The sequence below is a fragment of the Citrobacter sp. ANG330 genome (genome assembly GCF_047467925.1).
GTDB lineage: Bacteria > Pseudomonadota > Gammaproteobacteria > Enterobacterales > Enterobacteriaceae > Citrobacter_A > Citrobacter_A amalonaticus_G.
The window spans coordinates 138,018-161,983 of record NZ_JASJUI010000009.1 but is presented as its reverse complement, the minus strand read 5'-3'; the positions used below and the strand labels follow the sequence as shown (position 1 = coordinate 161,983).

23 protein-coding genes are annotated in these 23,966 nt (G+C 53.8%); 5 read left to right on the top strand and 18 right to left on the bottom strand.

The genetic code is table 11. The annotated features are described in order from the left end of the window. From QNN88_RS18525 to QNN88_RS18440, 18 genes are all read right to left on the bottom strand, one after another. On the bottom strand, positions 1-1,152 hold the full coding sequence (locus tag QNN88_RS18525) for an efflux RND transporter periplasmic adaptor subunit (protein ID WP_414241503.1): 1,152 nt from the start codon (positions 1,150-1,152) through the stop codon (positions 1-3). Then, positions 1,149-3,257, bottom strand: a complete 2,109-nt coding sequence (locus tag QNN88_RS18520; protein WP_414241502.1) for a peptidase domain-containing ABC transporter — start codon at positions 3,255-3,257, stop codon at positions 1,149-1,151. Before QNN88_RS18520 ends, QNN88_RS18525 begins: the two co-directional genes overlap by 4 nt. Before the next feature lie 8 nt (positions 3,258-3,265). Continuing rightward, entirely contained in the window at positions 3,266-4,216 is a 951-nt protein-coding gene (locus QNN88_RS18515) for an ABC transporter (protein ID WP_414241501.1), read from the bottom strand. 5 nt (positions 4,217-4,221) lie between these two features. Next, complete coding sequence (locus QNN88_RS18510; protein WP_414241500.1) at positions 4,222-4,893, bottom strand: DsbA family protein; 672 nt, start codon at positions 4,891-4,893, stop codon at positions 4,222-4,224. Positions 4,894-4,953: 60 nt separating this feature from the next. After that, positions 4,954-5,154 (bottom strand): DUF4762 family protein, encoded by a 201-nt coding sequence (locus QNN88_RS18505; RefSeq protein ID WP_104445957.1) that lies wholly within the window; start codon positions 5,152-5,154, stop codon positions 4,954-4,956. Between the two features lie 88 nt (positions 5,155-5,242). Next, positions 5,243-5,902, bottom strand: a complete 660-nt coding sequence (locus tag QNN88_RS18500; RefSeq protein ID WP_414241499.1) for a DNA-binding response regulator — start codon at positions 5,900-5,902, stop codon at positions 5,243-5,245. A gap of 23 nt (positions 5,903-5,925) precedes the next feature. Next, positions 5,926-6,474 (bottom strand): fimbrial protein, encoded by a 549-nt coding sequence (locus QNN88_RS18495; protein WP_414241498.1) that lies wholly within the window; start codon positions 6,472-6,474, stop codon positions 5,926-5,928. Between the two features lie 9 nt (positions 6,475-6,483). Beyond that, positions 6,484-7,539, bottom strand: a complete 1,056-nt coding sequence (locus QNN88_RS18490) for a fimbrial protein (protein WP_414241497.1) — start codon at positions 7,537-7,539, stop codon at positions 6,484-6,486. Then, positions 7,539-8,162 (bottom strand): fimbrial protein, encoded by a 624-nt coding sequence (locus QNN88_RS18485; protein WP_414241496.1) that lies wholly within the window; start codon positions 8,160-8,162, stop codon positions 7,539-7,541. Before QNN88_RS18485 ends, QNN88_RS18490 begins: the two co-directional genes overlap by 1 nt. A gap of 17 nt (positions 8,163-8,179) precedes the next feature. Further along, positions 8,180-8,923: a molecular chaperone gene (locus QNN88_RS18480; protein WP_414241495.1), complete on the bottom strand. Its 744-nt coding sequence runs from the start codon at positions 8,921-8,923 to the stop codon at positions 8,180-8,182. Positions 8,924-8,964: 41 nt separating this feature from the next. Further along, positions 8,965-11,439 (bottom strand): fimbria/pilus outer membrane usher protein, encoded by a 2,475-nt coding sequence (locus QNN88_RS18475; RefSeq protein ID WP_414241494.1) that lies wholly within the window; start codon positions 11,437-11,439, stop codon positions 8,965-8,967. A 63-nt stretch (positions 11,440-11,502) separates the two neighbouring features. Beyond that, entirely contained in the window at positions 11,503-12,051 is a 549-nt protein-coding gene (locus tag QNN88_RS18470) for a fimbrial protein (RefSeq protein WP_414241493.1), read from the bottom strand. A 75-nt stretch (positions 12,052-12,126) separates the two neighbouring features. Then, positions 12,127-12,657, bottom strand: coding sequence for a fimbrial protein (locus tag QNN88_RS18465; RefSeq protein WP_414241492.1), 531 nt, complete (start codon positions 12,655-12,657; stop codon positions 12,127-12,129). Positions 12,658-13,079: 422 nt separating this feature from the next. Next, the gene (gene napF, locus QNN88_RS18460) at positions 13,080-13,616 is read right to left on the bottom strand and encodes a ferredoxin-type protein NapF (RefSeq protein WP_414241491.1); all 537 of its coding nucleotides are present in this window, start codon (positions 13,614-13,616) and stop codon (positions 13,080-13,082) included. Beyond that, entirely contained in the window at positions 13,613-14,209 is a 597-nt protein-coding gene (locus QNN88_RS18455) for a molecular chaperone TorD family protein (protein WP_414241490.1), read from the bottom strand. The genes napF and QNN88_RS18455 overlap by 4 nt, the downstream gene beginning before the upstream one ends. A gap of 44 nt (positions 14,210-14,253) precedes the next feature. Continuing rightward, complete coding sequence (locus QNN88_RS18450) at positions 14,254-15,027, bottom strand: dimethyl sulfoxide reductase anchor subunit family protein (RefSeq protein ID WP_414241489.1); 774 nt, start codon at positions 15,025-15,027, stop codon at positions 14,254-14,256. After that, positions 15,020-15,646 carry a DMSO/selenate family reductase complex B subunit gene (locus QNN88_RS18445; protein WP_414241488.1) on the bottom strand — a complete coding sequence of 209 codons (627 nt, stop codon included), beginning with the start codon at positions 15,644-15,646 and terminating at the stop codon, positions 15,020-15,022. The genes QNN88_RS18450 and QNN88_RS18445 overlap by 8 nt, the downstream gene beginning before the upstream one ends. Positions 15,647-15,659: 13 nt before the next feature. Then, entirely contained in the window at positions 15,660-18,092 is a 2,433-nt protein-coding gene (locus tag QNN88_RS18440; RefSeq protein WP_414241487.1) for a DMSO/selenate family reductase complex A subunit, read from the bottom strand. Between the two features lie 66 nt (positions 18,093-18,158). On the opposite strand from QNN88_RS18440, the gene QNN88_RS18435 reads away from it, so the two are divergent. The 5 genes from QNN88_RS18435 to dcuB all read left to right on the top strand — a co-directional run bounded on the left by QNN88_RS18435 (position 18,159) and on the right by dcuB (position 23,954). After that, positions 18,159-18,473, top strand: a complete 315-nt coding sequence (locus tag QNN88_RS18435; protein WP_414241486.1) for a hypothetical protein — start codon at positions 18,159-18,161, stop codon at positions 18,471-18,473. A gap of 96 nt (positions 18,474-18,569) precedes the next feature. After that, the gene (locus QNN88_RS18430; protein ID WP_414241485.1) at positions 18,570-19,520 is read left to right on the top strand and encodes a nickel/cobalt transporter; all 951 of its coding nucleotides are present in this window, start codon (positions 18,570-18,572) and stop codon (positions 19,518-19,520) included. A gap of 110 nt (positions 19,521-19,630) precedes the next feature. After that, positions 19,631-21,262, top strand: coding sequence for a sensor histidine kinase (locus QNN88_RS18425; protein ID WP_414241484.1), 1,632 nt, complete (start codon positions 19,631-19,633; stop codon positions 21,260-21,262). After that, entirely contained in the window at positions 21,259-21,978 is a 720-nt protein-coding gene (gene dcuR, locus QNN88_RS18420; protein ID WP_414241483.1) for a two-component system response regulator DcuR, read from the top strand. Before QNN88_RS18425 ends, dcuR begins: the two co-directional genes overlap by 4 nt. A gap of 635 nt (positions 21,979-22,613) precedes the next feature. After that, positions 22,614-23,954 (top strand): anaerobic C4-dicarboxylate transporter DcuB, encoded by a 1,341-nt coding sequence (gene dcuB / locus QNN88_RS18415; RefSeq protein ID WP_042999100.1) that lies wholly within the window; start codon positions 22,614-22,616, stop codon positions 23,952-23,954. Positions 23,955-23,966 lie beyond the last annotated feature (12 nt).

Here is a 23,966-nt window from a genome sequence, read left to right as displayed (position 1 = left end):
CTATCCTCGCACCCTGTCCTGCGCCAGCACGACACGATCGCCGACCTGCAATCCCTCCAGCACTTCGGCGTATTGCCGGTCGTTGATCCCAATGCGTATCGTGCGGGTACGCGTTTTCCCGTCTTCAACGGTGGTGATGGTGTAGCGCTCGGTGTCCAGCGCCTGCCCAAGTGCCGCGACCGGCACACGTATTACGTTCTTTGCTTCGGCAATCTGGATAAAGACCTGAGCCGTCATCGACGTTTTCAGTTCGCGCTCCGCGTTGGGCACTTCAAAGGTGCCGGTGTAGTACACCGCCATCGCCTGTTGCTTGCCGCCCATTCCGCCTTCACCGGGTGCTTCCAGCGCTTCCTGCGGCGCAGGCTGTACAAAGCCCATCGTACTGGTGTAACGCTTATCCGGATTGGCGATGACGTAAAAGCGCAATGGCTGACCGGGACGAATTTTTTGCACGTCGGCTTCAGAAATGCGCGTCTGGACCTGCATGGTGTCGAGGTTCGCCAGCACCAGAATGGTCGGTGCCGTTTGTGAGGAGACGATGGTCTGCCCTTCCCGGGTGACGATGCCCAGCACTTCGCCGTCGACAGGGGCGACAATGCGGGTATAGCTGAGGTTGGCCTGCGCCGTATTCACCGCCATTTCCGCCTGTATAATTTGTGCGTCGCTCACGTCAACTTGCTGCACCTGCGCATCGTATTGCGCCTTCGCCTGCTCGTATTCGCTGCGTACGCCGGAGCCATCGCGCAGCATCATGCGCTGGCGGTTCAGTTCCTGGCGATAACGTAACAGCGTCGCCTGCGCCGATAGCTTCTGCGCTTTAGCGCTGGCCAGTTGCGCGCGCGTGTTGTTCAGATCTGACTCCTGCAACGTGGGGTCAATTTCCGCAAGCAGTTGTCCTTTCTGCACCTTCTCGCCCTGGCGCACGTACAGCTTGCGCAGTTGTCCGTTGACCTGCGCGCCGACGTTAACCTGCACCGCCGGTTTCAGAACCCCCGTCACCAGCACCACCTTTTCGATGTCACCTGTGCCAATGGTTTCCAGCGGTAAATTCTCCTGCGGCGAAGCCGGGGTCATCGTCATCCATGCCCCCACGACCGCAACGGCCAGCGCTAATGCACCGCCGATCAGCAGCCAACGCGATTTCGGCGTCATACGTTGACCTCCAGCGGGCTGAGCGTGCCGTCGGTCAGTTGATAAACTCGCTGAAACCGCGACAGAATCGCATCGCTGTGGGTTACGACAATCAGTGACTTACCCGCTTTCTGGCAATGAGCATGAATCGCCTCCATGACAATGGCCGCGGTGTCATCGTCAAGATTGGCGGTCGGCTCGTCGAGCAATAACACCGGACGTGAACTGTACAGCGCACGCGCCAGCAATAACCGCTGACGCTGACCGAGCGACAGCGCCGCATGGCTTTCGCGGATCAGGGCGTCGATACCGCCCGGCAATCCACGCACCACTTCGCCCAGCGCGAGGGACTCCAGCAGCGCCTCAATGCGCCCGCGGTCGCGTTCGCGGTAGTGCGCGTCGAACAGGGTGATGTTTTCACGAACGGAGGCGTTAAACAGAATGTCCTCCTGACTTTGCAGGCAGACAAACTGTGCCAGTTGTTGCGAAGGGAGCGCCGTCTCTGCGGCATAACAGCCCCCTGCCTGCGGAGAAAACAGTCCGGCGATCAGGCGCAGTAAAGTGCTCTTACCGGCACCCGATTCGCCGACAATCGCAATCTGCTCACCGGCGCGCAGCGACAGCGAAACCGACGACAGCACCGGCCTGGCAGGATCGTAGCCGTAGCACAACGATGCAAACGTCAGGTCCGGCGCCGTATCGGCGGAAGGGTGCGCTGCCAGCGGGGCTGGCGCTTCCTCGTCCCGTGGCGCAAACAGCGCATGGGCGCGCGTGTCGATCACGTTCAGTTGCGATTTCTGAATAATGGCGTAGAAGATCCGCGTGACGTAGGAGGTGAAGATTTGCCGCAGGAAGCTATAGGCAAAAAAATCGCCCAGTGAGATCAGTTTGCTGTGTACCATCGGCAGAACCACCAGCATAAACACCACCATCTCCAGGCTCCCGGTGAGCTGATACAGCCCCTCTTTCACCTGCTGATAGACCTTCTGGCGTTGCAGACACGAAAACAGATCGCGACTGAAGCTGGCAAATTGTCCCTGGCGCTGCCCTTCCAGTCCGGCAGTTTTGACGGTCAAAATGCCCTGAATGGTCTCCATGAAAAAATCATTCAGCGTGGCGCTTTTCAGTTGCAGTTGCTGGGTGAACCAGCGGTCGCGGATCACCGCCCAGATGCTGATGATCCCCATCACCGTCACGCCGACCGCGGAGATCGCCGCCAGCACCGGGGCGATCCAGAACATGATCGCCAGCGCGATCGCACAGATCACCCAGTCGGAGCGCAGGCCGTTATCCAGTTCGATTTTTTGCAGCAGCCCAATCTGCCAGGCCGTGAAGCGACTAAAGATCTCACCCGGCGCCCGTTTTTCGAAAAATCGCAGCGGGTTGTGGAGCAGGCGGGAAAACCCCACGCCGCTGTGGATCAGCACAAAACGTTTGATAAAACGCTCGCTAATGACCCGCACGCCCAGCGCCATCAGCGAAGAGACGACAAACGCCAGGATAAACCAACCGTAGGGGAAGTCGCTGTTCCCGACACTGGAAAAAGCCTGGTTGATGGCGTTGCTTACCATCGTCGGCATCAGAAACAGCGTCAACGAGACGAGGAAGGTCAGCAGCATCAGACGATAAATGCCTGGCACCGCCGCGGTTTCCTGCATGCTCATCGCCCGCGGCGCGCTCTGCGCGGTTGTCGACAACGGTAAATCAGGATCTGCGGCAACGGCCTGCTCAGGTTCGACAATCAGGGCATAACCGCTGATCTCCTGCTTAAGCGCGGCAAACGGTAACCACTGCTCGCCAATCGCCGGATTCATCACGCACACGTGGTTGCCTTTGCGCCAGGCCAGCAGGACATAGTGACTTGCACCGTAATGCAAAATGGCTGGCAGCGGCAGGTCACTCAGCTCATCGTGCTCAAACAGGACCGGCGTCGTCGCGATGCCCAGTCGCGCCAGAATACGCATCAACGTATCCAGCGAGGTGCCATGATCGGAAGCCGGAAACAGCTCTCGCAAGGTTGCCAGCGAAACGGGCTGTCCCTGCGTCTGTGCCAGCATCGCTACGCACGCCAGGCCGCACTCGTTGGTCTCTTCCTGAAAGATCAGATTCGGGATCGTGGTCGTCATTTTTATCATCAGTGATTAATAAAGAAGAGAGAATGGCTGTGCCAAAGGAGCCACTCCTGTGGGTATTCGCGCAGCGTGGATTCAATAATGTCAGGCAGCGCGTGGGCGACATTCTGGCTGCTCACCGGCGGATGAATGTGAATATGCAGGCCGTTGTCATAGCTGAGGTGATAAAACACCACCTGCGCCGCAATCACCCCGGAAAGACGCACCACGCCGTTGTGCAACTTCGCGCTGCGGCCAAATAAACGACACGGCATTTTCGCCGCCAGCGCCCCTTCGGCCTGCAGGGTGTAATCCGGCGAGATATCGGGAAAAATGATCATATTCTGCTGCCCGGTGGCGACATCGGTGATGAGCCCTATCAGATCGCCAGCGAGCGTTTTGTTCTGCTGATGGATCGAGCAGTAAGAGAGGTTGATACCGCCAAGCTCGCGGGTCTGCGCGTTATAGAGTTCGGCGCTGGAAGAGACCACCACGCTGGCTTTGCCTGGCGTAACGCAGGCACCGACCATCGCCGCCAGGATGTCCGACACCGTATGTAGCGGTGCCAGAATGTAAGGTATGTTCTGCTGATGCAGCGGTGCAACCACCGCATCGAGTTCAGCCGCGCAGGCGCGGATCTGCTGTAACAGCACCGGGTTTTGTCCCCAGGTTGCGGCTTCTTCCAGCAGGCGGCGGCGCACGGCGATCCAGGCTGCGTCCACCCGCCCTGTTTGCCCGGTCAGACAGCGGAGGTTCTCGTTTGCCACAGCATTGCGCAAGCGGAATGAACGCCCCAGCAACCGTAGTGCGCAGAGACCTTTCGCGACGGCCAAAAAAGCAGGCAGAGGCAAATAACGCGCCATTTTTCGCAGCAGAAGCAGTGCTCTCTGAGAAAAATCACGTTTCGCGTCATACAGCCATCCTGCGCTGTTTTTAACACTAAACACGCTCCAGATAATAAAAAATCTGACCACCGGGATTATTTATCCTCTTTCAGCAATTGCAGCATGCGCTGCGCAAATTGAGGAAATTCGCTATCCTGAGCCACCACATAGCGTTTATTGATTATAAACATCGGCGTCGCGTTAATGTCATAGTGTGCGGTAATGGCGGCCATCATACTGAGACGGTTTTTTACCGCGTCGCTCTGGCGCAGGGTGTTAAACTTTTCCGTATCAATATTATTTTTTTCCAGCCAGGTATTCAGCACTTTCTCATCGGCAAGATCGACATTACGCGTAATAACGGCGTTATAGGCGCTGTCGCGCACTTTCTTTTCAATCCCCATTTCTTCCAGCGTGGCAAAAATAGGGGCATAAGCGGCAAGGCCACTACTCTCGCTGGTAATATGAATTGAAGTAAATGAACTGCCCGCCGGCAGCATGCGGGAAAATTCGGCCAGATTCTCTTCATTTGCCGCACAATAATGGCAACCGTAAGACATCACTTCGATAATACTGCGCGCGTCTTTGATCGGACTCTTCGCAATTTGCGCCGCGCTGACTTCACGAAATGCCTGCGTTTGTGATTCATCCGTGGCAAAGGTATTAAAGACAAATAGATGATAGAAAAGCACCGTTATCAGCGAAGAGATAACGATCAAAAACAGTGAATAGCTAATAATGGTGATACGTTTAAATTGGGTCGCCATAGTCTTCTCGCTGCGGAAAGAATAAACCTGGAGGCGCGGGTACCTCCAGGCTATAACCAATTAGTAGCGGTTCGGAACCCCACCACACTTGCTGGCGTTCGCATCTTTCATTGATGTGGTCGTCCCGTGCTTATCCGTGCAGGTCGTCAGTTCCTTACAGGAGGTCACACCACCAATGGTGACGTTCTGGTACGTTGTTTCGCAGGTTTTACAGGTTCCGCCCACAACGTTAGCCACTTCAATTGCAGTTAATTTTTTCATCTCTGTTTTCCTTACTTAGGTTTAATATGGTGCAATCACTTGCACCGCTCGTTCGGCAAATGCCAGTGCCGAAAAGATTTTTCACGGTTCACGGCATAATTCCTTTAAACACCGTGAATAACGCAATGTTGTTTCTGATATTCAGCCGCTTCATTAAGTGCCGCTTGATATAGCTCAGACGTCGGACATCGATATTCACCTCACAGGAAATCTGCGACAGCGATTTTCCTTTGAATATCTCTTCCATCAGCCACCATTCATTGCCGGAAATCGTATAATTCACTTCCCGGCGGTGCAGTCTTCTGCGCGTATAATTCACCAGCGAGGTGCTAAAGCAGCATCCCTGACGTCGGTTATCCAATAAATCCTGAAAAAAAGGGGTGGTATTGGCAAGATTCTCGCTTTTCAATAACCAGTGAGCGTGAGGCAAGAGCGAATAAAGCGTGAAAAACAGCGGCATGTTGTGCTCGCTTAATAAAATCACCAGACTCTTATTTTCACGCTGATAGAAATTATTCATGAGCTTCAACGCACGGATCCGCTCACGCGGCAGGCTATCCAGATCGCAGAGTATCCACTGGCAGCAGTCATCATTAACCCGGGTTTGTAATTGCTTAATCAGTTGCGCGTAATCATCCGTCAAGGAGTAAAAAACGTCCGTCTGCTCTGCGAGCAAACTGGCAATCACTGTTTTTATTCCTTGCGAAAAAAAGAGATCTTTACTGTAAAGAAAACACTGATACACCATGCCTCAATTCCCTGTTGATGACGTTACTGATAGTTCAATGTGTAATTTGCCGTGGCAGTAAAAGGTCCGGTGGTCAGCGTACCGTTCGCTAAGGCATCCGGCTCCGCTTCAACAAATGCCTGAAAGTTAAGCCGCAAAATGGTGTCGCTGATCGCGGCCGGACGGGTCGCCACATTCAGGCGTACAGGCGTATCGTCCTCCTCCAGCAGACCAATGCCGATACCGCCCGCATTGCCAGGCGAGGTGGCGCTGATAGCCAGTCGGTCCGCCAGGTTGCCGTTGGCAATACCGCCGAACGTCACCGTCACCGAATTAAAGACGCTGGGTGTGCAGTCCTCTAATTTGATCGTGAACGGAACCGGTACTGTTTTCCCATTGATATACAATGATTTTGTCGATATTTTCCCGAAATCGACCGGCACCCGCTCTGAGTCGGGCGCAATGCTGCACGGGTAGGCCATCACCACGCCGGTAAAACTGAGATCGCCGCCAAGCAACTCCCCCAGCGCCCATACCGGGGCCGGAGCGAGCGTCGTCAATAAACCGGCAAAGACCATTGTTATGCGATGCATTTTCCCTCCTTACTGGAATTCAGCCACAACCGTTGCAGATGCATGGAACTCACCTTCCGGAATGACGGAGGTGGTATATTTCGCCACCGGCGCGGCAGTCAGGTTCCAGTCGCCTTCGTTATTGGCAAATCCCGGCACGTTATAGAAGGTGTTGGGTGCCACCGGATTCCCCTGACGATCGCGCAGCGCAATGCCCAGTTCGGAACGATCCGTTGTTCCCTGCGTACTCAGGTACTTGCCGTCATCAAATGCGGGATTGGCCTGCTGGATCCCCAGCTTGATATTCAGTGCGCCCTGGGCAAAACTGCCGCCCTCGCACTTCACATGAATCGGCACGTTTTGGCTGTAATTGGTGCCATTCAGTCGGCTACCGATCCCCGGTATGTTGCCGAAGTCGACGACGATCGGCGTCCCCTGATTGACGGTACATTTATCCGGCACGGTGATGACACCGGAAGCGATGGTGATGCGGGAAAGCGGAGTTTGCCCCATTGCGCCCGGCCCCAGGCGACCAAAGAGTTTTGCGATCTCTGAACCCTGCAGGTTCACCCCGTTGATAATCGGTTTGGTGATCATAAAGGTCACCTTCCCCTTTGCACCGGAGGTAAACTGGTTGTCAAGGATCGTGCTGGGCGGGTTGCAGTAGTTCTGATGGGCGTCGTTTGAGATGTTATCAAACGGTACGGTTTTATAATCTTGCAGATTCCCACCGATGTAGATCTCAATTTTAACGTCCATATAGTCGTTGAGCTTGAGGTAGCCCGCCGTCATTCCGGATTGCGTCAACGTCGCTTGCGCCATGTAATACACCGGCTGATCCACCATTGACTGTGTACAATACGCACGTCCCTGGAACATCCCTGCCAGATTAAACTCGTCAGTAATGGTCGCCCCTGCCTGGTTGGAGGTAATATCATGATTATTAATATTAATCAGATAGTCATAGGTCCCATTCACCGGTTCAATTTCACCGTCCAGTGCGGACCACGCCGCGCCCGGTAAACCGAGCGTGCTGAGCACCAGTAAGACCGGTACTTTGCGGCGAAACAGGCCTGACAGTTTCATTACAAGTACTCCATCTTGAGGCGGACCAGGCTGCTAAAGTCGCCTGCGCTCACATGCAATCCCGTGGATTCCAGCGCCGCCATAAAATTCAGCTCGCTGTCGCCGGAATTTACCAGCCAGGGCGCATGCGTCTGACCGACATCCAGCGCGTTCCCGTCCTTATCAAGCAGGCGCACGCCCGCACCCTGGGTCGTACCGTTGGTGCGTAGCAGTTGCCCGTTATTTAAATCGGATTCACCAACAAAGGTCATTTGTACCGCCTGCTCCCCGGAGCTGTAGGCACGCCAGTCATTCCCGGTGGTTCTGGAAGCCAGACTCCCCCGCGACTGCGACGCCCCTTTCAGGCAATCCTTCAGGTGCAATTTGAAGCGTACCGGCTCGCTGCGATCGCCCGCCTGGCGAAAATTCTGCGCGCTGATCTCACCCATCTCGACATCCTGAATGCGCCCTTGCGTCATCAGCACACAGGGGGAGGCAAACACGGAGCCGTGAAACCGGACAATGCCGCTGTCTTCGCTGACATGTTCCTGAGCGTTATGTTGTGGCTGCACCGGCACTTCTGCCCCGCACTGAAACGCCACGCCCATCGCAAGGAGGGCCACAGTGGAAAATGGATTTTGCATTGTCAGGTTCCTCCAGGTTAGCCCTGCTGCGCCGTTGGAAGCGCTTTGCAGGTGTTGCCATCGCAACGAAACTTCAGCTCCGGGTGTCCGCCATAATCGTTCACGTACATCATGGAAAACTGGCTGACATTTCCGTCCGTTACCGCAAATTGTTGGCTCGATTTGGGCGCGATCATGATCCCAGGGAATTGAGTGATTTTCTGTCCGGCCCCTTTGGACAACCCAAGGATCGTGACGTAATAAGGCGTTGGATTCTGTACCGTCATCTGGTTGCCGTTTTTCTGGAACACCACCTGATCCTGCCAGACTTCACTTCGGGTCTTCGGGATCACCGCCGCCGGGCGGTAAAACAGCTTGATGCGCGACTGCATGGCCAGTTGCAACGTGTTCGGTTTATCCGGCTTCGGCGGGATCTCCCGGACGTTGAGGTAGAACAGGCTCTCTCTGTCCTGCGGCAGTTTTTCGATCCCGGCGGTTTTGGTCACGCGCGCGATCCCTTTCTGTCCCCCGTTGATCCGCTGTAGCGGCGGTAACACAATCAGCGGCGAGGTAATTTTGTTGCCCTTCTCATCCTCGACCCACGACTGGGCGAGGAAAGGAATATCCGGGCTGGTGTTAGACAGATTGGCGCTCGACGACGCCTCTTTCTCCGTAATAATGACGCGGGTCCGATCCAGAGAGACCCCTGCCTGCGCGTAACCGCCCATCATGCACAGCACCCACGCCGCCATCAGATATCCGTTATGTCTTTTCTTGCTCATTTTTGGCCTTTTATTACAGTGAGATAACTCGTTCTGTCGGGTTAACGACACGGCATAAGCGTGTTCGCTGGTCCGTTGTTTGTACCGGGTGGGATCGTTATCTGACACTGCTGTTTGCCGCCCCACATCACGTTCAGCGTTTCGTTCGCATTGACCCCCGCAAGCCAGGCTTGCCCGTCTTCCAGCACCATTGCGACGCTCACCCCATCGGCGTTGTAAATTTCCGCGCCAAAGGGCGGTACGCTGCCATCGGCGAGGCGTAACGTCCCCATCATCTTCATCCCTTTCGCCATGCCGAAGGCCTGATAACCAATCGCGCCTTCCGTCAGGGTTGTCGTGCTGATGGCTTTTGACGGTTCGACATCGCTGTCCATTGCATCCACGTCCACGCGGGTGTCAAAACTGTTGTAACTCACCACATCCGGCACCACGGCAATGCCGTAACGGTTAGTCCGCGATTTCTTACCGTTGAGCGGAACGCCGCCAATGCCGTTGGTATCCACCATGACGCGGGCCGTATTGATCGTCGCGCCGCTGTTATGCATCGCCGCGCCGTGGCGGGTCGCCGTGAAACCGCCGCGCAGAGTGGTGCTCAGCGCCATGTACTCGCTCTGCTGATAGCTGGCGTTGGTATTGATTTCCGCCAGTTGCGAACGATGCTGGTAATAACCATCAGCGCTGACGTTACCGCTCTGGCTGGCGCCGGCACGGATGCGCCACAAGTTGTTGTAATCACTGCTGTCGGTGTAGGACGCCATCGGGCTGGTTTTACCGTTGTTGGTCTGGATATCCAGCCCCGCCCATTTGTTGTCGCCAATCGGCACCGACAGCGAGAAGGAGATCGAGTCGTCTTTGCGCCCTTTGTAATCGGTACGATAAGCGGACAGGTTGGCGGTGATACCGTTGATGTCGCCAATGCGGAAAGCGCGCCCCACAGACATGCCGTAGCGATCCTGGCTACGCTTATCCCAGTAGTTCTGGTGCGTCCAGGTCAGGAAGACGGTCGTCGCCTTCCCCGCTTCGCCGGCCCAAAAGGTTTTATTCCCGGTGATGGTATAGAGTTCTTTTTCGCGCCCGATGTGGTCGTATCCCTGATAGCGTTCATCGAGATACTGCGCCATTGTGCGGAAGTCTTCCTGCGAGAAGCGGTAGCCCGCAAAGGTAATAGAGCTGTTGTATTCGTCGAAGGTTTTGGCGTAGCTCAACTTGTAAGAGGTGCCTTTCAGACGTTCGCCGTCAGGCTCACGGCTCCACGATTCGGTGGCATCAATGGAAATGGCGCCAAACGCATAGAGGTCGCGGCCGATACCCAACGACGCCGCGGTGTACTCTTCACCCGAAGACTGTAAGCCGCCGTACAGCGACCACGCGTTGCTGACCCCCCAGGAAAAATCGCCTGAAAGGAACGTTGGGCCCTGCATTTTATGGTTGTAACGGGACGGCGTACCGCCTGAGATGTTGTAACGAACATAGCCCGGACGCGTGAGATACGGAATATTGGCGGTGTTCACCTGGAAAGTGGAGACCGAGCCGTCCTGCTCTTCAACGCGCACATCAAGCGTGCCGCGCACTGAGCTGCGCAAATCCTGAATGTTGAACGGTCCGGCGGGCACGGTCGTTTCATAGATGACGCGCCCACTCTGGCTGACGGTCACTTTGGCGTTGGTGCGGGCGATACCGTGAATTTCAGGCGCATATCCCTGTAACGCCGGTGGCAGCATCCGCTCATCACTGGCAAGGTTGACCCCGGTAAAACGCACGGTATCGAAAACCTGCGAATTCAGGTAGATCTCACCTAACGTCAGTTTCGCTGCCATCATCGGTAAAGGACGGTAGGCGTAGATTTGATTCCAGTCGAAATCGAATTGATGGTTCTGGCTGTAATAGCTGGTCTGATATTCACCGCGCACACGCCAGCCGCCGATGTTCGCGCCCGCCTGGCCGTAACCTGAAACCGCACTGTAGTTTTCCTGACCGTTGAACTGGCGGGTGAGTTGTCCGTTGAGGCTGTAGTCAAACAGAAGACCCGCGATCCCGTCATCCCAACGCTCAGGCGGCGTCCAGTTAGGATCGTTATACTTCATCCACGCCTGCGGCACGGTGATTTCAAGCACGCCGGCGTAGTTGCTTAATTTCGCCCCCGGCAGGCTTTGCAGGGAGTAGCAATTCTCATAAAGTTGGGTAACCTGCGCGCGGGCATCGTCTTTGAGTGCCAGTTTGTCCAGCAGATCGCCGCTGATACACGGCAGCGTGCGTTTGCCTTCGGGAGCATCGATATAGCGAATTTTCTCCTGGCCGACCGGCTGACCGTTAATACGGATATCCAGCAAATAATCGCCAGGGGTGACATAGTTGTCGGTTGCAAAACGCGACAGATCAATCTGGGTACGCTCCGCAGCATCCAGGACATCGGTATTAAACTCAACGCTCTCCTCCGCACTGGCCGTCGCTGCATAACAGCTATTCATTACCAGAAGAGCAATCATCGTTATAGGTTTTTTTATTTTTACCGACATGATTTTCGTCCCGAATAAATCCGTTAAAAACGTCCTGCTTCCTGCCAGGTTATTGTTATGCTGTTAGTGGTAATCCATAAAAAACTGCGCAACGGCAGTAAATTCGCCCGCTTTTATATATTTTTGAATTGGCACCAGCGATGCGGAAAATTCTAATACGTTATCCGTCTCGTTAAGTTCATATCCCGGAGAGGGCTGCCCCAGGGTTAATATTTCACCCTGACTGTCACGCAAACGAATACCAAAGCCATCGGCATCACCACTGACTAATAATGTGGTGGGATCGGCTGCTGCCGCATTGCCCATAAAGGTGACCGAAGCATAAGGATAAAGGGAACCATCGTTGCCCCGCTTCACCACGGAACACCCGGTCAGGCGTATCAGTACTGGCCGCGTAATATTGCCTTCATCATTGCGATTAATCAGGCTGGCAGAAACATTGCCAAACTCAACCTCAATATCCCGACTGTTCGGGTCAAGACTGCATGCCGCCTCAATCAGTTCGCCGCTCATCGCTAATTTACCCGGCGTGACGGAGGAGGCTGAAACTGAAGCCGAGCCGACCAGAGCGCAACAACAGACTGCGATAAGGAGCGTATTATTTATTTTCACTTTGTCCCTCCCTGGTACGATGCCTGCGGTGAAGAAAGTGCGGGAACGCGTCCCGCACTCAAGACGTCAGGTCAATTACTGGTACGCAATTTCGAAGTTCACTGTGGACTGGAAGGAGCCGGCAGCCACGGTTGCGCTTGCGCTTTCTGCTTTCACATACGCCACAAACGGAATGGTGTTGGTGCCGTTAACCAGCTGGACAGGTGTTGTTGCAGTGCCCCACACCACATCCTGGCTGGCGCTGTCACGCAGGCCGATACCCGCGCCAGACGCGGTGCCGGAAGTAAAGGCCGCCAGAGTGGCGTCAGTTGGGTTAGTGCTGGTCGGGGTGTAAGTCACTTCTGCAGTTTGCGCTACAGTGATGTCGCAGTGTTGCAGTTCGATGTTCTGGTGTACGTTTCCGGCGCGTGCGCCGTTAGCCAGCGCAGAAACAGGAATCTGACCAAAATCAACGGTTACCGGGCTTGAACCAGGAGCCAGACCACAGGCGGTATTCACCAGTTCACCCTGGAATTCAATCACGCCATTTGTGGTGTCAGCTAAAACAGACATAGAACCCAGAGCCGCGGTGAAGGCAACAGCCATAGCAACTTTATTCATTTTCATAACAATATCCTGTTTGTACCAATATCCTGAGAAATAAAGAGTCATCACGTCGCAATCATTATTTCTTTCTGCTGTAATCAACTCTTGGTTTTGTTCTGGAAATGTTCTGGTAATAATTAAATATGCAATAATATTAATTACCACCACTCCTTTGAACTGATGAAAATGCTACCAAATCAAAATTTCCACTCAAAGCATTACATTTGCTGTGGAATAGATACGCATTGTTAACTCGCAGAATAAAGGAAGGTGGATTTATATCTCGCGAAGCGGTGTGATTAATCCTAAATACATGATGGGTTTTTAGCGAATATAAATTTAAAATGTGGCAAAAAACCAGGATAATTCACAATTAAATCGGCAATAAAATAATAATTCGGGAAATAATTGGAATAGTGAAGGTGAAAATTCCGGCGGGAAAGTTATCTCAGGCTGACGGCATCAACATGACACTGTACCCGGCATTCACCGCAGCCTGTACAACGCTCGCTGTCCAGCACGGGGATCCCCATCGGACCGAGGGTACAGGCCTGTTCCGGGCATGCTTCGATACACTGATTGCACGGACGTACCGGATTAACGCAGGCAGAGCTGAAGGTTGGGCGCAGGCCAGTATCAAAACGAACCTGTACGCACAGCGCGTCGCTCGGGCAGGCGGCAATGCATAAACCACAGCCATCGCAACTGGCATATTCAATCGCCAGTTGCGGGTAGCCGTCTTCGTGACGGGTCAGGATCCCCATCGGGCAGGCATCGACACATTGATTGCAGCGGGAACATTGCGCGATGAACTGCGCATCAGGCAGGGCTCCCGGCGGCAGCGAATGCGCGAGTTGAGGCAACGATGCCTCCTGCGGCGCAGTGTGCTTTGCCGCGCTGACAAACGCGCGAAACAGCCCACGCCGACTGACGTGCCGGTGCGTCATCAGCGCCTGATAATATTTCTCTGACTTGTTCATCCGAAGTACAGCCGTTTTACCGCAGGTTGTAACGCGCGTTGCTGCGCCATCTCCTGCAGATAAAGCGTGGTGACGGCGGCAAGACGTGCATAGAACGGGCTCACCGCACTGTCCTGCACGCGTTCCAGATAGCGATATCCCCACGGCAGCAGATGCACTGCGAATAATTGATTCACCGCAGCCTCTTTGCCGGCCTCCAGCAGCGCGCTACTGGCTAGCAGCATCAGGCCAAACTGATCTTCAGGTTCGCTCTGACGCGAGTCAAATGCCATTCCCTGCGACAGTAAAAACGCGCGGTATTCTGCGGTGGTATCGCCCATCAGCAGGTTATCGCGCTCCAGCCAGACGGAACCCCACGGCGGCGCGGGCATATCGCCCTGGCCCTCGAACAGTACGGAAAATTGCCATGCCAGTTCTTCATCATCAGGCAGCGGCCAGTCGTCACACAGCCTGGCAATCTGCGCCGGATCGCGCCACGGATACAGATCGGGCAGCATGGGCAGACTATCGAACAGCGCTTTTACCTCCGGTCGCCCGGGAGAGTAGTAAAACAATGCACCGAGGATCCTCGGTAATACAGCATCGGGGGTCATCTCTGGCTCCTCCTGAAAACAGAGCGGCCGAAGCCGCTCACAGGTTACATCGGCAACGTCCACAGATTGTAGAACGCAATCCTGCCCACTAACTCCGCCACGATGACGACCACGGCGGTCATCGCCAGAACGGTGACGCTGGACTTCAGTCGCGCCCAGGTCACTACCCCAACAATGCCCACCGCCAGCAGCGCCGCTTGTGCGGTAAACCAACTGGTTTGCGCCGCGGCTAACGCGTCGTCCGCACTCATCAGCGTCGCAACATACCCAGGGCGCAGGCAGAAGCTGACGAGAATCGCCAGTACGCTGACCAACAGGCCCAGACGCAGCCCGAACAGCCCGGCCAGAATGCCGCCGCCGATCAGCGGCGTCAGCACCATCATCACCGTCGTATACGAGGTGCGCCAGGTGACCACCGTCGGCAACTGGTAGATTTGCGGGATCGCCAGGATAAAGACCACGCCCACCACCGCTGCCAGCCATACCAGCGCTTTACACAGCGCGGTCGCGCCACGGTTAAGCAGCAGACCGAGAGAACCCAGCCCGCCAAGCGTGGCAAACACTGCCGACAGCGCAATTTCGTTGCTCATCGGCGAATGGCCTACGCGCAGCAGCATATTCAGCGCACGCAGCGGCTGCCCGACGTGGATTACTCCCAGCAGTACCCCAACGCCAAACAGGCACATGACACAGAACAGGCCGACGGCCATCCGTCGCGCCTCGATCTGCCCCAGAGTGCCGCCAATCAGCAGCAGAATAAACGCGCCGACCGCGCTTTGGGTAAAGACGGTAAAAAAGACCAGCGGTAACTCATGCATGGCGCACCTCCCCCATGTTCATAATGGCCCCTTCCTTATCGCCCGTAGGTTTGGCCTTCGGATGCGGCTTAATGATGAGGTTCGGATGAGTAAACGACGCGGCGGGCAGCGGCGCAATTTCGTTCTCGCTACCGTATTTCGCGCGCAGTTCATCGATTGGGCCGAAATCCAGCGCCCGCTGCGGGCAAGAGTCCACACAGATGGGGCGCAGATTTTGCGCCAGCCGGTCGAGGCAGCCGTCGCATTTGCGCATCACTTTGGCCTTAGCATCAAACTGCGGCGCGCCATACGGGCAGCGCATTTCACAATAGCGGCAGCCCACGCAGATGCTGTCATCGACCAGCACCAGACCGTCCTCTTCGCGTTTATGCATCGCCCCGGTCGGGCAGCCGGATACGCAAACCGGCTCATCACAGTGGTTACAGGCGATAGAGAGATAATAGGTAAAGGTGTCGTTGTGCCAGCTTTCCCCTTCTTTCACCCAACTGCCGCCGCCGTATTCATAGACCCGGCGGAATTTCGGACCGACGTCCAGATCCTTATTATCCTTACAGCTGACCTGGCAGGTTTTACAGCCTGAGCAGCGCGAGGAGTCAACATAAAAGCCATACTGTTTCATTGCGGATCACTCCTTAAGCGCGTTTGATTTCAACCAGGTTGGTATGCTGCGGGTTCCCTTTCGCCAACGGCGACGGCAGGTGACTGGTCAGAGTGTTGATGCACCCGCCAACGTCCACACCGTTGCTGTCCAGACGGGTCCACGCCCCCTGTGGCATCGCCACCACGCCCGGCAGAATGCGCTGGGTCACCTTGCACGGAATCGCCACCACGCCGCGATCGTTGAACACATGTACCAGATCGCCTGAGTTCAGCTGACGCGCACTGGCGTCTATCGGGTTGATCCACACTTCATCCGGTACCGCTTCATGCAGCATCAGCACGTTGGTATAAGTTGAGTGGGTATGCCCTTTGGTGTGAAAACCGCTTAACTGCAGCGGATACTTCGCGGTCAGCGCTTTGTTCAGATGCGACTCTGCCACCGCGCAGAACTCCGGTACCGCCGGGATGCGATCGCCTTCCGGCAGCGTCCACGCCTTCGCGAGATCGGCCAGCGCCTGCGAGTAGATCTCAATCTTGCCGGACGGCGTGGTCAGCGGATTGGCCACGGCATCGGCACGGAAATCAGCAAACGCCAGGCTCTGTTTGTCTGTCGCGATACGCTGGTCGATGACCCCCATCTCTTTCGCTACCGACCATTCCGGCAGATACGGACGTTTCTCTCGGACCTGCTGGTAGTGCATTTCTGCCCACTGCGCCTGTGTCCGCCCTTCGGTGTACTGCTCACGTAAGCCCAGATGACCGGCGATATCGGCACAGATATCGTAGGTGCTACGCACTTCCCACATCGGCGTGACCGTTTTCTGCAAGGCGATCATGTAGTTGTGAGAACCGGTGGCATAGGAGCTATCCACCAGATCTTCTGCTTCGAGATAGCTGGTTTCCGGCAGCAGGAGATCGGCGTACTTCGCGCTTGGCGTCATGTGGTTTTCAATGACGATAATGGTTTCGCACAAACTTTCATCCGCGAGAATTTTGCGCGTACGGTTGGTTTCACCGTGCTGGTTCAACAACGTGTTACCGGCCTGGTTGAAGAACAACTTAATGCCGGTTTTCAGTTTGTCCGCCCCCTTCACGCCCATCGTGGTGGCCGTCATGATTTCCGGACGTTGAATCGCATCCGTCCAGAGATAGCACGGAATAGAGGTTTTGATCGGGTTGGTCAAAATCGGTAACAGCGGTACACCATACGGGGTGCCATAAGGCCAGTTACCATTGTTCGTTCCCGGCAGGCCAAAGTGGCCCGTTAGCGCGGGCAGCGTCTGAATGGCGCGCACGGTTTGCTCACCATTGGCATGACGCTGTGGTCCCCACCCCTGACAAATGTAGCAGGCACGGGCTGAGGCGATCTCACGCGCCAGCTGGCGAATGCGCGTTGCCGGAAGCCCTGTGATCTCAGCCGCCCACTCCGGTGTTTTCGCGATGCCGTCATCGCCCTTCCCGAGTATGTAGTCTTTATAACTGGCATTCTGCGCAGCGCCTTCAGGCAGCGTACTGCTGTCATAGCCCACGCAGTATTTATTCACCTCAGCCTCATTAATCAACTGTTCGGTGATCAGGGTGTGCGCAATACCGGCTACCAGCGCAGCATCGGTCGTCGGGCGAATCGGCAGCCACTCGGCATGCTCGGTCACTACCGAGTCGGTATAACGCGGATCGATAATAATCACCCGCGCCTTTGAGACTTCCAGCGCGCGACGTAACTCTTCTACCTGTCCACCACCGGACATGCGTGTTTCAGACAAATTCAGACCAAACAGGACCACCAGATCGGAATGGGCAATTTGGGTAAAGTGGCTCCCGACATACACGCCGTGGGTATAGGGCGTAGCGGTAGCAATTTGTGCCGTGGAATAGGTGTTATGATAATTTAAATAGCCGCCAGTAAGATTTAACAGACGTTTCCAGGCTGGCGTTCCCTGGGTATGGTAATAAGCGCCCGACTGATAATTATAATAAATTGCCTCACGGCCATATTTTTCTGTCACGCGTTTTAATTCTGCAGCAACAAATGCTGTTGCTTCATCCCAGGAAATACGTTTGAATTTCCCTTCGCCACGTTTACCTACACGTTTCATCGGATATTTAATCCGATCCGGACTATATACCCGCCAGCGACTGGAACGCCCGCGTAAACACGGACGAATCTGGTGTTCGCCAAATACCGCGTCGTCTTTTGCGTCTTCCGGTTCAATACGCACAATACGGTCATCTTTAACGATCACTTTCAGCGGACAACGACTGCCGCAGTTAACCAGACAGGCGCTGTGGCGAACGGTTTCGCCATTGCCGCCTTGCGTTGATGCTGCAGTCGTTTCGGCCTGTGCGGTGGTAGAGAAAGGCAACGTAATCGCATTACTCAGCGCAACGGCGGCACCTATTTTTGCGGTGCCCGTCACCGCATCCCGTCGGGACAGTGTTGTGTTTAGCCACTTTTTTATTTCCATCTTTATTTCTCACATTGCATCCATAGTTATTATTAATAAGTAATCATAAAGGGCTAAACACGGCTGATGGTTGATTATGATCAAGCGACGTTTTATGGAGAAATTAAGTGGAAAAACCCTGATCTGCCTAACATTTATCGACAGATAAAAAGCACTGATTTAACTGAAGATGACATTTTTGGATACAAAAAAGAGATAAAAATAGAACAACAGCGGCCTATTCGCTGTGCATTAAAATATACTACGCAAGAATATCCTGCAGGCTGGCGCAATAAAATTCATATTCCGTGTAGCGTGCTAAAAAATCACTCCTGTGAAAAAGTGACATTCCTGACGTTCGCGATCATATTATTTTTTCATGATTATTTAGCAAAAATATAATTATTTATTATAGAAAAGAGAGAGCCCGCTGCGTGAACTGGGTTCTTACCGTAAACTGGCTATACTGTTTCATTATCCTCAAAGCCAGACTGAATCATGATCGTATCCGGACACCATTCCTCTCTGCGCCTGTCGCTGGCAGGTATTTTGACCCTGACACTGTTCGGGATCGGCTATACCCTGCATCTGCACTGGAGTGCGTTTATTCAGTGGTGTCTGGCCACGCAAATCACCCTGCACCGTTATCTGGTGATGTACCTGCTGCAGTTGAATAATCATCAGTACAGCGGAGGTTTCTGGTTACTGACGGGAGCCTTTCTGTATGGTGTGCTGCATGCCATTGGACCGGGACACGGAAAGTTCATCGTGACGACCTATCTGAGTACCAATAAGGAAAGCCTGCTGGCCGCACGGGTCGTGCCTTTTATTGGCAGCCTGATGCAAGGGGTCAGCGCGATTCTGTTTGTGTTTATCCTCGCGATAGGCTTTAACCTGGCATCCGGTGATTTGAGCACCAGCCGATGGTACGTGGAGAAAATTAGCGCTGTGCTGATCGCCGCATTCGGCGCGTTTCTCATTTATCAGGCCGTTAAATCTTTTCGCCCCATCACCTTCACCCGGTTTAGCCCCCTGCACAACCATGACGAACAGTGCGGCTGTGGGCATCACGGCGTCGGGCAGACGCAGGCGGATGGCAACTGGAAAACCCGGCTGGGGGTGATTCTCGCCATCGGCGCCCGGCCATGTAGTGGGGCTATCATGATCCTGCTGTTTTCCAATGCCCTCGGCATTGTTACCTGGGGCATTGCAGCGGTGATGACCATGTCCTTTGGCACCGCGTTGTCGATCATGGGGCTATCTCTGGCAGTACGCTATGCCCGAAATCAGACACTCGCGTGGTTCGGCGCGGGACATCCTGCTCTGAAATGGCTTGCGCCTGCGGCAAAAATTGTCGGTGGCGTAGTGCTGATCCTGTTTGCCACAGTTCTGTTCTTAACGGTGATTCCGATAAGCGCCAATGGCGATTATATTGCCGCAGGTTGCTGACCGGATGCGTGCGATAATGACATCGCGGCTGAGGTGATTTTCCCTGCCACCTTTGAATTACGCGTCCCAATAGGGATAATACCCACACGAACAGTGACCCCGGGACCACCATGAGACATTCCCTGCCTTGCCGCAAGCTACGTGAACGGCCGATGAAACTCGGTACGACGGTGATATTGATGGTCAGCGCCGTGTTATTTTCTGTCTTGCTGGTCGTCCATCTGTTCTACTTTTCACAAATCAGCCACATGACGCGTGATGCGTTAGCAGATAAAGCGCTGGCCGTTGCCCGGACGCTGGCAGATTCGCCGGAGATCCGTGCGGGGTTGATGAAAAAACCCGAGGATAGCGGGATTCAGGCGATTGCCGAAGCGGTGCGCAAGCGAAACGATATGCTGTTCATTGTTGTCACCGACATGAAGAGCCTGCGTTATTCCCACCCGGAAGCTCAGCGCATCGGGCAGCCATTTAAAGGCGACGACATTTTGCTGGCGCTGGATGGCAAAGAGAATATCGCCATCAACCGGGGCTTCCTCGCCCAGGCGCTGCGCGTTTTCACCCCCATTTATGACGATAATCACCGCCAGATTGGGGTGGTGGCGATCGGTCTGGAACTGAGTCGGGTGACCGAACAGATTAACAACAGTCGCGGCAGCATCATCTGGTCCGTACTTTTTGGCGTGCTGGTTGGCCTGCTGGGAACATGGGTGCTGGTGAAAGTGCTCAAACGCATCCTGTTTGGCCTGGAGCCGTATGAAATTTCTACCCTGTTTGAACAGCGCCAGGCGATGCTGCAGTCAATCAAAGAGGGGGTCATCGCCGTTGACGACAAAGGCGAGGTGACGTTAATCAACGAGGCCGCCCAGGAGTTGCTGAACTACCGTAAGTCACAGGACGACCCCCAGTTTTCCACGCTCAGTCATGCCTGGTCGCAGGTGGTGGATCTCAGCGAAGTGCTGCGCGACGGTACGCCGCACCGCGACGAAGAGATCAACATCAAAGACCGCTTATTGCTCATTAATACCGTCCCGGTTCGCAGCGACGGCAAGATTATTGGCGCGATCTCCACCTTCAGGGACAAAACGGAAGTTCGCCAGTTGATGCAGCGACTGGATGGAATGGTGAACTATGCCGACTCACTCCGTGAACGATCCCACGAATTCATGAATAAATTACATGTGATTCTGGGATTGTTACATCTGAAGAGTTATAAGCAGCTTGAAGACTATATTATTAAGACGGCAAACAACTATCAGGAAGAGATCGGCTCACTGTTAGGCAAAATTAGATCGCCGGTCATTGCTGGCTTTTTACTTAGTAAGATTAATCGCACATCCGATTCAGGGCACAAACTGTTGATTAGCCATGACAGCCAGGTACCGGACAGCGGCAATGAAGATCAAATTGCGGTATTGATTACCGCGCTCGGAAATCTGATTGAAAACGCGATCGACGCGTTAGCACAGCAGTCAGGAGGTGAGATCAGCGTCTCCTTATACTATCGCAATGGTTGGCTACATTGTGAAGTGAGTGACGATGGTCCCGGCATTGAACCGCACCGCCTTGACGCTATTTTTGATAAAGGCGTCTCGTCTAAAGGAACTGAACGCGGCGTTGGTTTAGCGCTTGTTAAACAACAAGTTGAAAGTCTTGGTGGCAATATTTTTGTGGAATCCGAACCTGGCGTTTTCACACAATTTTTTGTACAAATACCCTGGGATGGGGAGAGGACCAGCACATGATCAATGTCTTTATTATCGATGACGACGCTATGGTCGCGGAGTTAAACCGCCGCTATGTCGCACAGATCCCCGGTTTTCAGTGCTGCGGAACCGCCTCAACGCTGGAAAAAGCCAAAGAGGTTATTTTTCATAGCGATGTTCAGATTGACCTTATTTTGCTGGATATTTACATGCAGAAAGAGAACGGGCTGGATTTGCTCCCTCTGCTGCATGCCGCTGGCTGCAAAAGCGATGTTATTGTCATCTCTTCCGCTGCCGATGCCATGACGATTAAGGACTCGCTGCACTACGGCGTCGTTGATTACTTAATCAAGCCGTTTCAGGCCTCCCGCTTTGAAGAAGCCCTCACTAACTGGTTACAAAAGAAAAGGGACATGGACAAGCACCAGTATTATGAACAGTCAGAGCTGGACCAGTTGATTCACGGTAATGCGTCCAGTGAGCAGGACACCCGCCGCCTGCCGAAAGGATTGACGCCGCAGACGCTGCGCACATTATGTCAGTGGATAGATGCACATCAGGATTATGAGTTTTCAACCGATGAGCTGGCAAATGCGGTGAATATCTCTCGCGTCTCCTGCCGAAAATACCTTATCTGGCTGGTCAACTGTCATATTCTGGTTACCAGCATCCATTATGGCGTCACAGGCAGGCCGGTTTACCGCTACCGTATTCAGGCAGAACATTATTCTTTACTTAAGCAATATTGTCAGTAGAAGATAAATCTTAACCTTGCATTATTTCGTTATATATTGGTAACAATTATTACAATAATGAAAAAATAAAAAGGTTAAGGTTACTGCCAGAAAATACAGAAATTGTGCCAGATCAAATATAACTGCACCATCTCATATTTTTCAATGCGTTATTATTATCCCGTCTGACATTGTTTTTAATTTCAAAAACGCTAACAAAAGTTAATAAAGTATTATCCCCTGCGCAGAGTGTGTATTTTTAATCACAAAGGAGTAGTCTGGAAATAACCGGGCGGATTAACAAAAACGATAAACGGTAGCAACGGAGATCATGCTACATCTTAGGGATAAGCACACTCTGTGAGCAGATGATATGTTCATGTTTTTCATAAAGTTACAAAAAAAATCTCGAACCTGCCTCTGCTCTCCTTTTTCAACACTCCCCATCGCCGGAGAGTCTTGCTCTCTGAAAATAGCCTGAAAAATCGATAAGAGTTTTCCCGTCCTTATGAAAAACTTTTATTCAATGTTTAGAAATTAATCACACTTTCAGACGAAACGAATATTAGCCAGGCTCTGCGCCCACAACACAAAAAACAGAACATGGCTGTGATCCATTTATCAAAATTGACTGGTTTTATCGCGAGGGTAAATAAATGCTATTTAGTATACAACTTCTCATAATATTAATATGTTTGTTTTATGGTGCCAGAAAGGGCGGTATCGCGCTGGGTTTGTTAGGCGGTATCGGCCTGGTCATTCTGGTGTTCGTATTCCACCTCCAGCCGGGTAAACCGCCCGTCGATGTCATGCTCGTCATCATTGCCGTGGTCGCGGCCTCGGCTACGCTACAGGCCTCCGGTGGCCTGGACGTCATGTTGCAGATCGCAGAGAAGCTGCTGCGTCGCAACCCGAAATACGTCTCTATCGTAGCGCCGTTCGTCACCTGTACCCTGACCATCCTCTGCGGTACTGGCCACGTGGTCTACACAATCCTGCCCATCATTTACGACGTGGCGATTAAAAACAACATTCGCCCGGAACGTCCGATGGCCGCCAGCTCCATCGGCGCGCAAATGGGGATCATTGCAAGCCCGGTATCGGTGGCGGTGGTTTCTCTGGTTGCCATGCTGGGTAATGTGACGTTTGAAGGTAAACACCTCGAATTCCTCGACCTGCTGGCGATCACTATCCCGTCCACGCTGATTGGTATTCTGGCTATCGGTATTTTCAGCTGGTTCCGTGGTAAAGATCTGGATAAAGATGAAGATTTCCAGAAATTCATCTCCGTACCGGAAAACCATCACTACGTGTATGGCGACACCGCTACGCTGCTGGACAAAAAGCTGCCGAAAAGCAACTGGCTGGCGATGTGGATCTTCCTTGCCGCAATTGCTGTCGTCGCTATCCTGGGCGCCTTCTCTGAACTTCGCCCTTCATTCGGTGGCAAAGCGCTGTCGATGGTGCTGGTTATCCAGATGTTCATGCTGCTGACCGGCGCGCTGATTATTATCCTGACCAAAACCAATCCCGCTTCAATCTCTAAAAACGAAGTCTTCCGTTCAGGTATGATCGCCATTGTGGCGGTGTACGGTATCGCCTGGATGGCGGAAACCATGTTCGGCGCGCACATGACAGAAATCGAAGGTGTGCTGGGCAACATGGTGAAAGAGTATCCGTGGGCCTATGCGATTGTTCTGCTGCTGGTGTCTAAATTCGTTAACTCCCAGGCAGCGGCGCTGGCGGCTATCGTTCCGGTCGCGCTGGCGATCGGCGTTGACCCGGCCTACATCGTGGCGTCTGCCCCGGCGTGCTACGGCTACTATATTCTGCCGACCTATCCGAGCGATCTGGCCGCTATTCAGTTCGACCGTTCAGGTACCACCCGCATTGGTCGCTTCGTCATCAACCACAGCTTTATCCTGCCAGGTTTGATTGGCGTGAGCGTCTCCTGCGTCTTTGGCTGGATCTTTGCCGCCATGTACGGATTCCTGTAAAGGTCTCCCGCG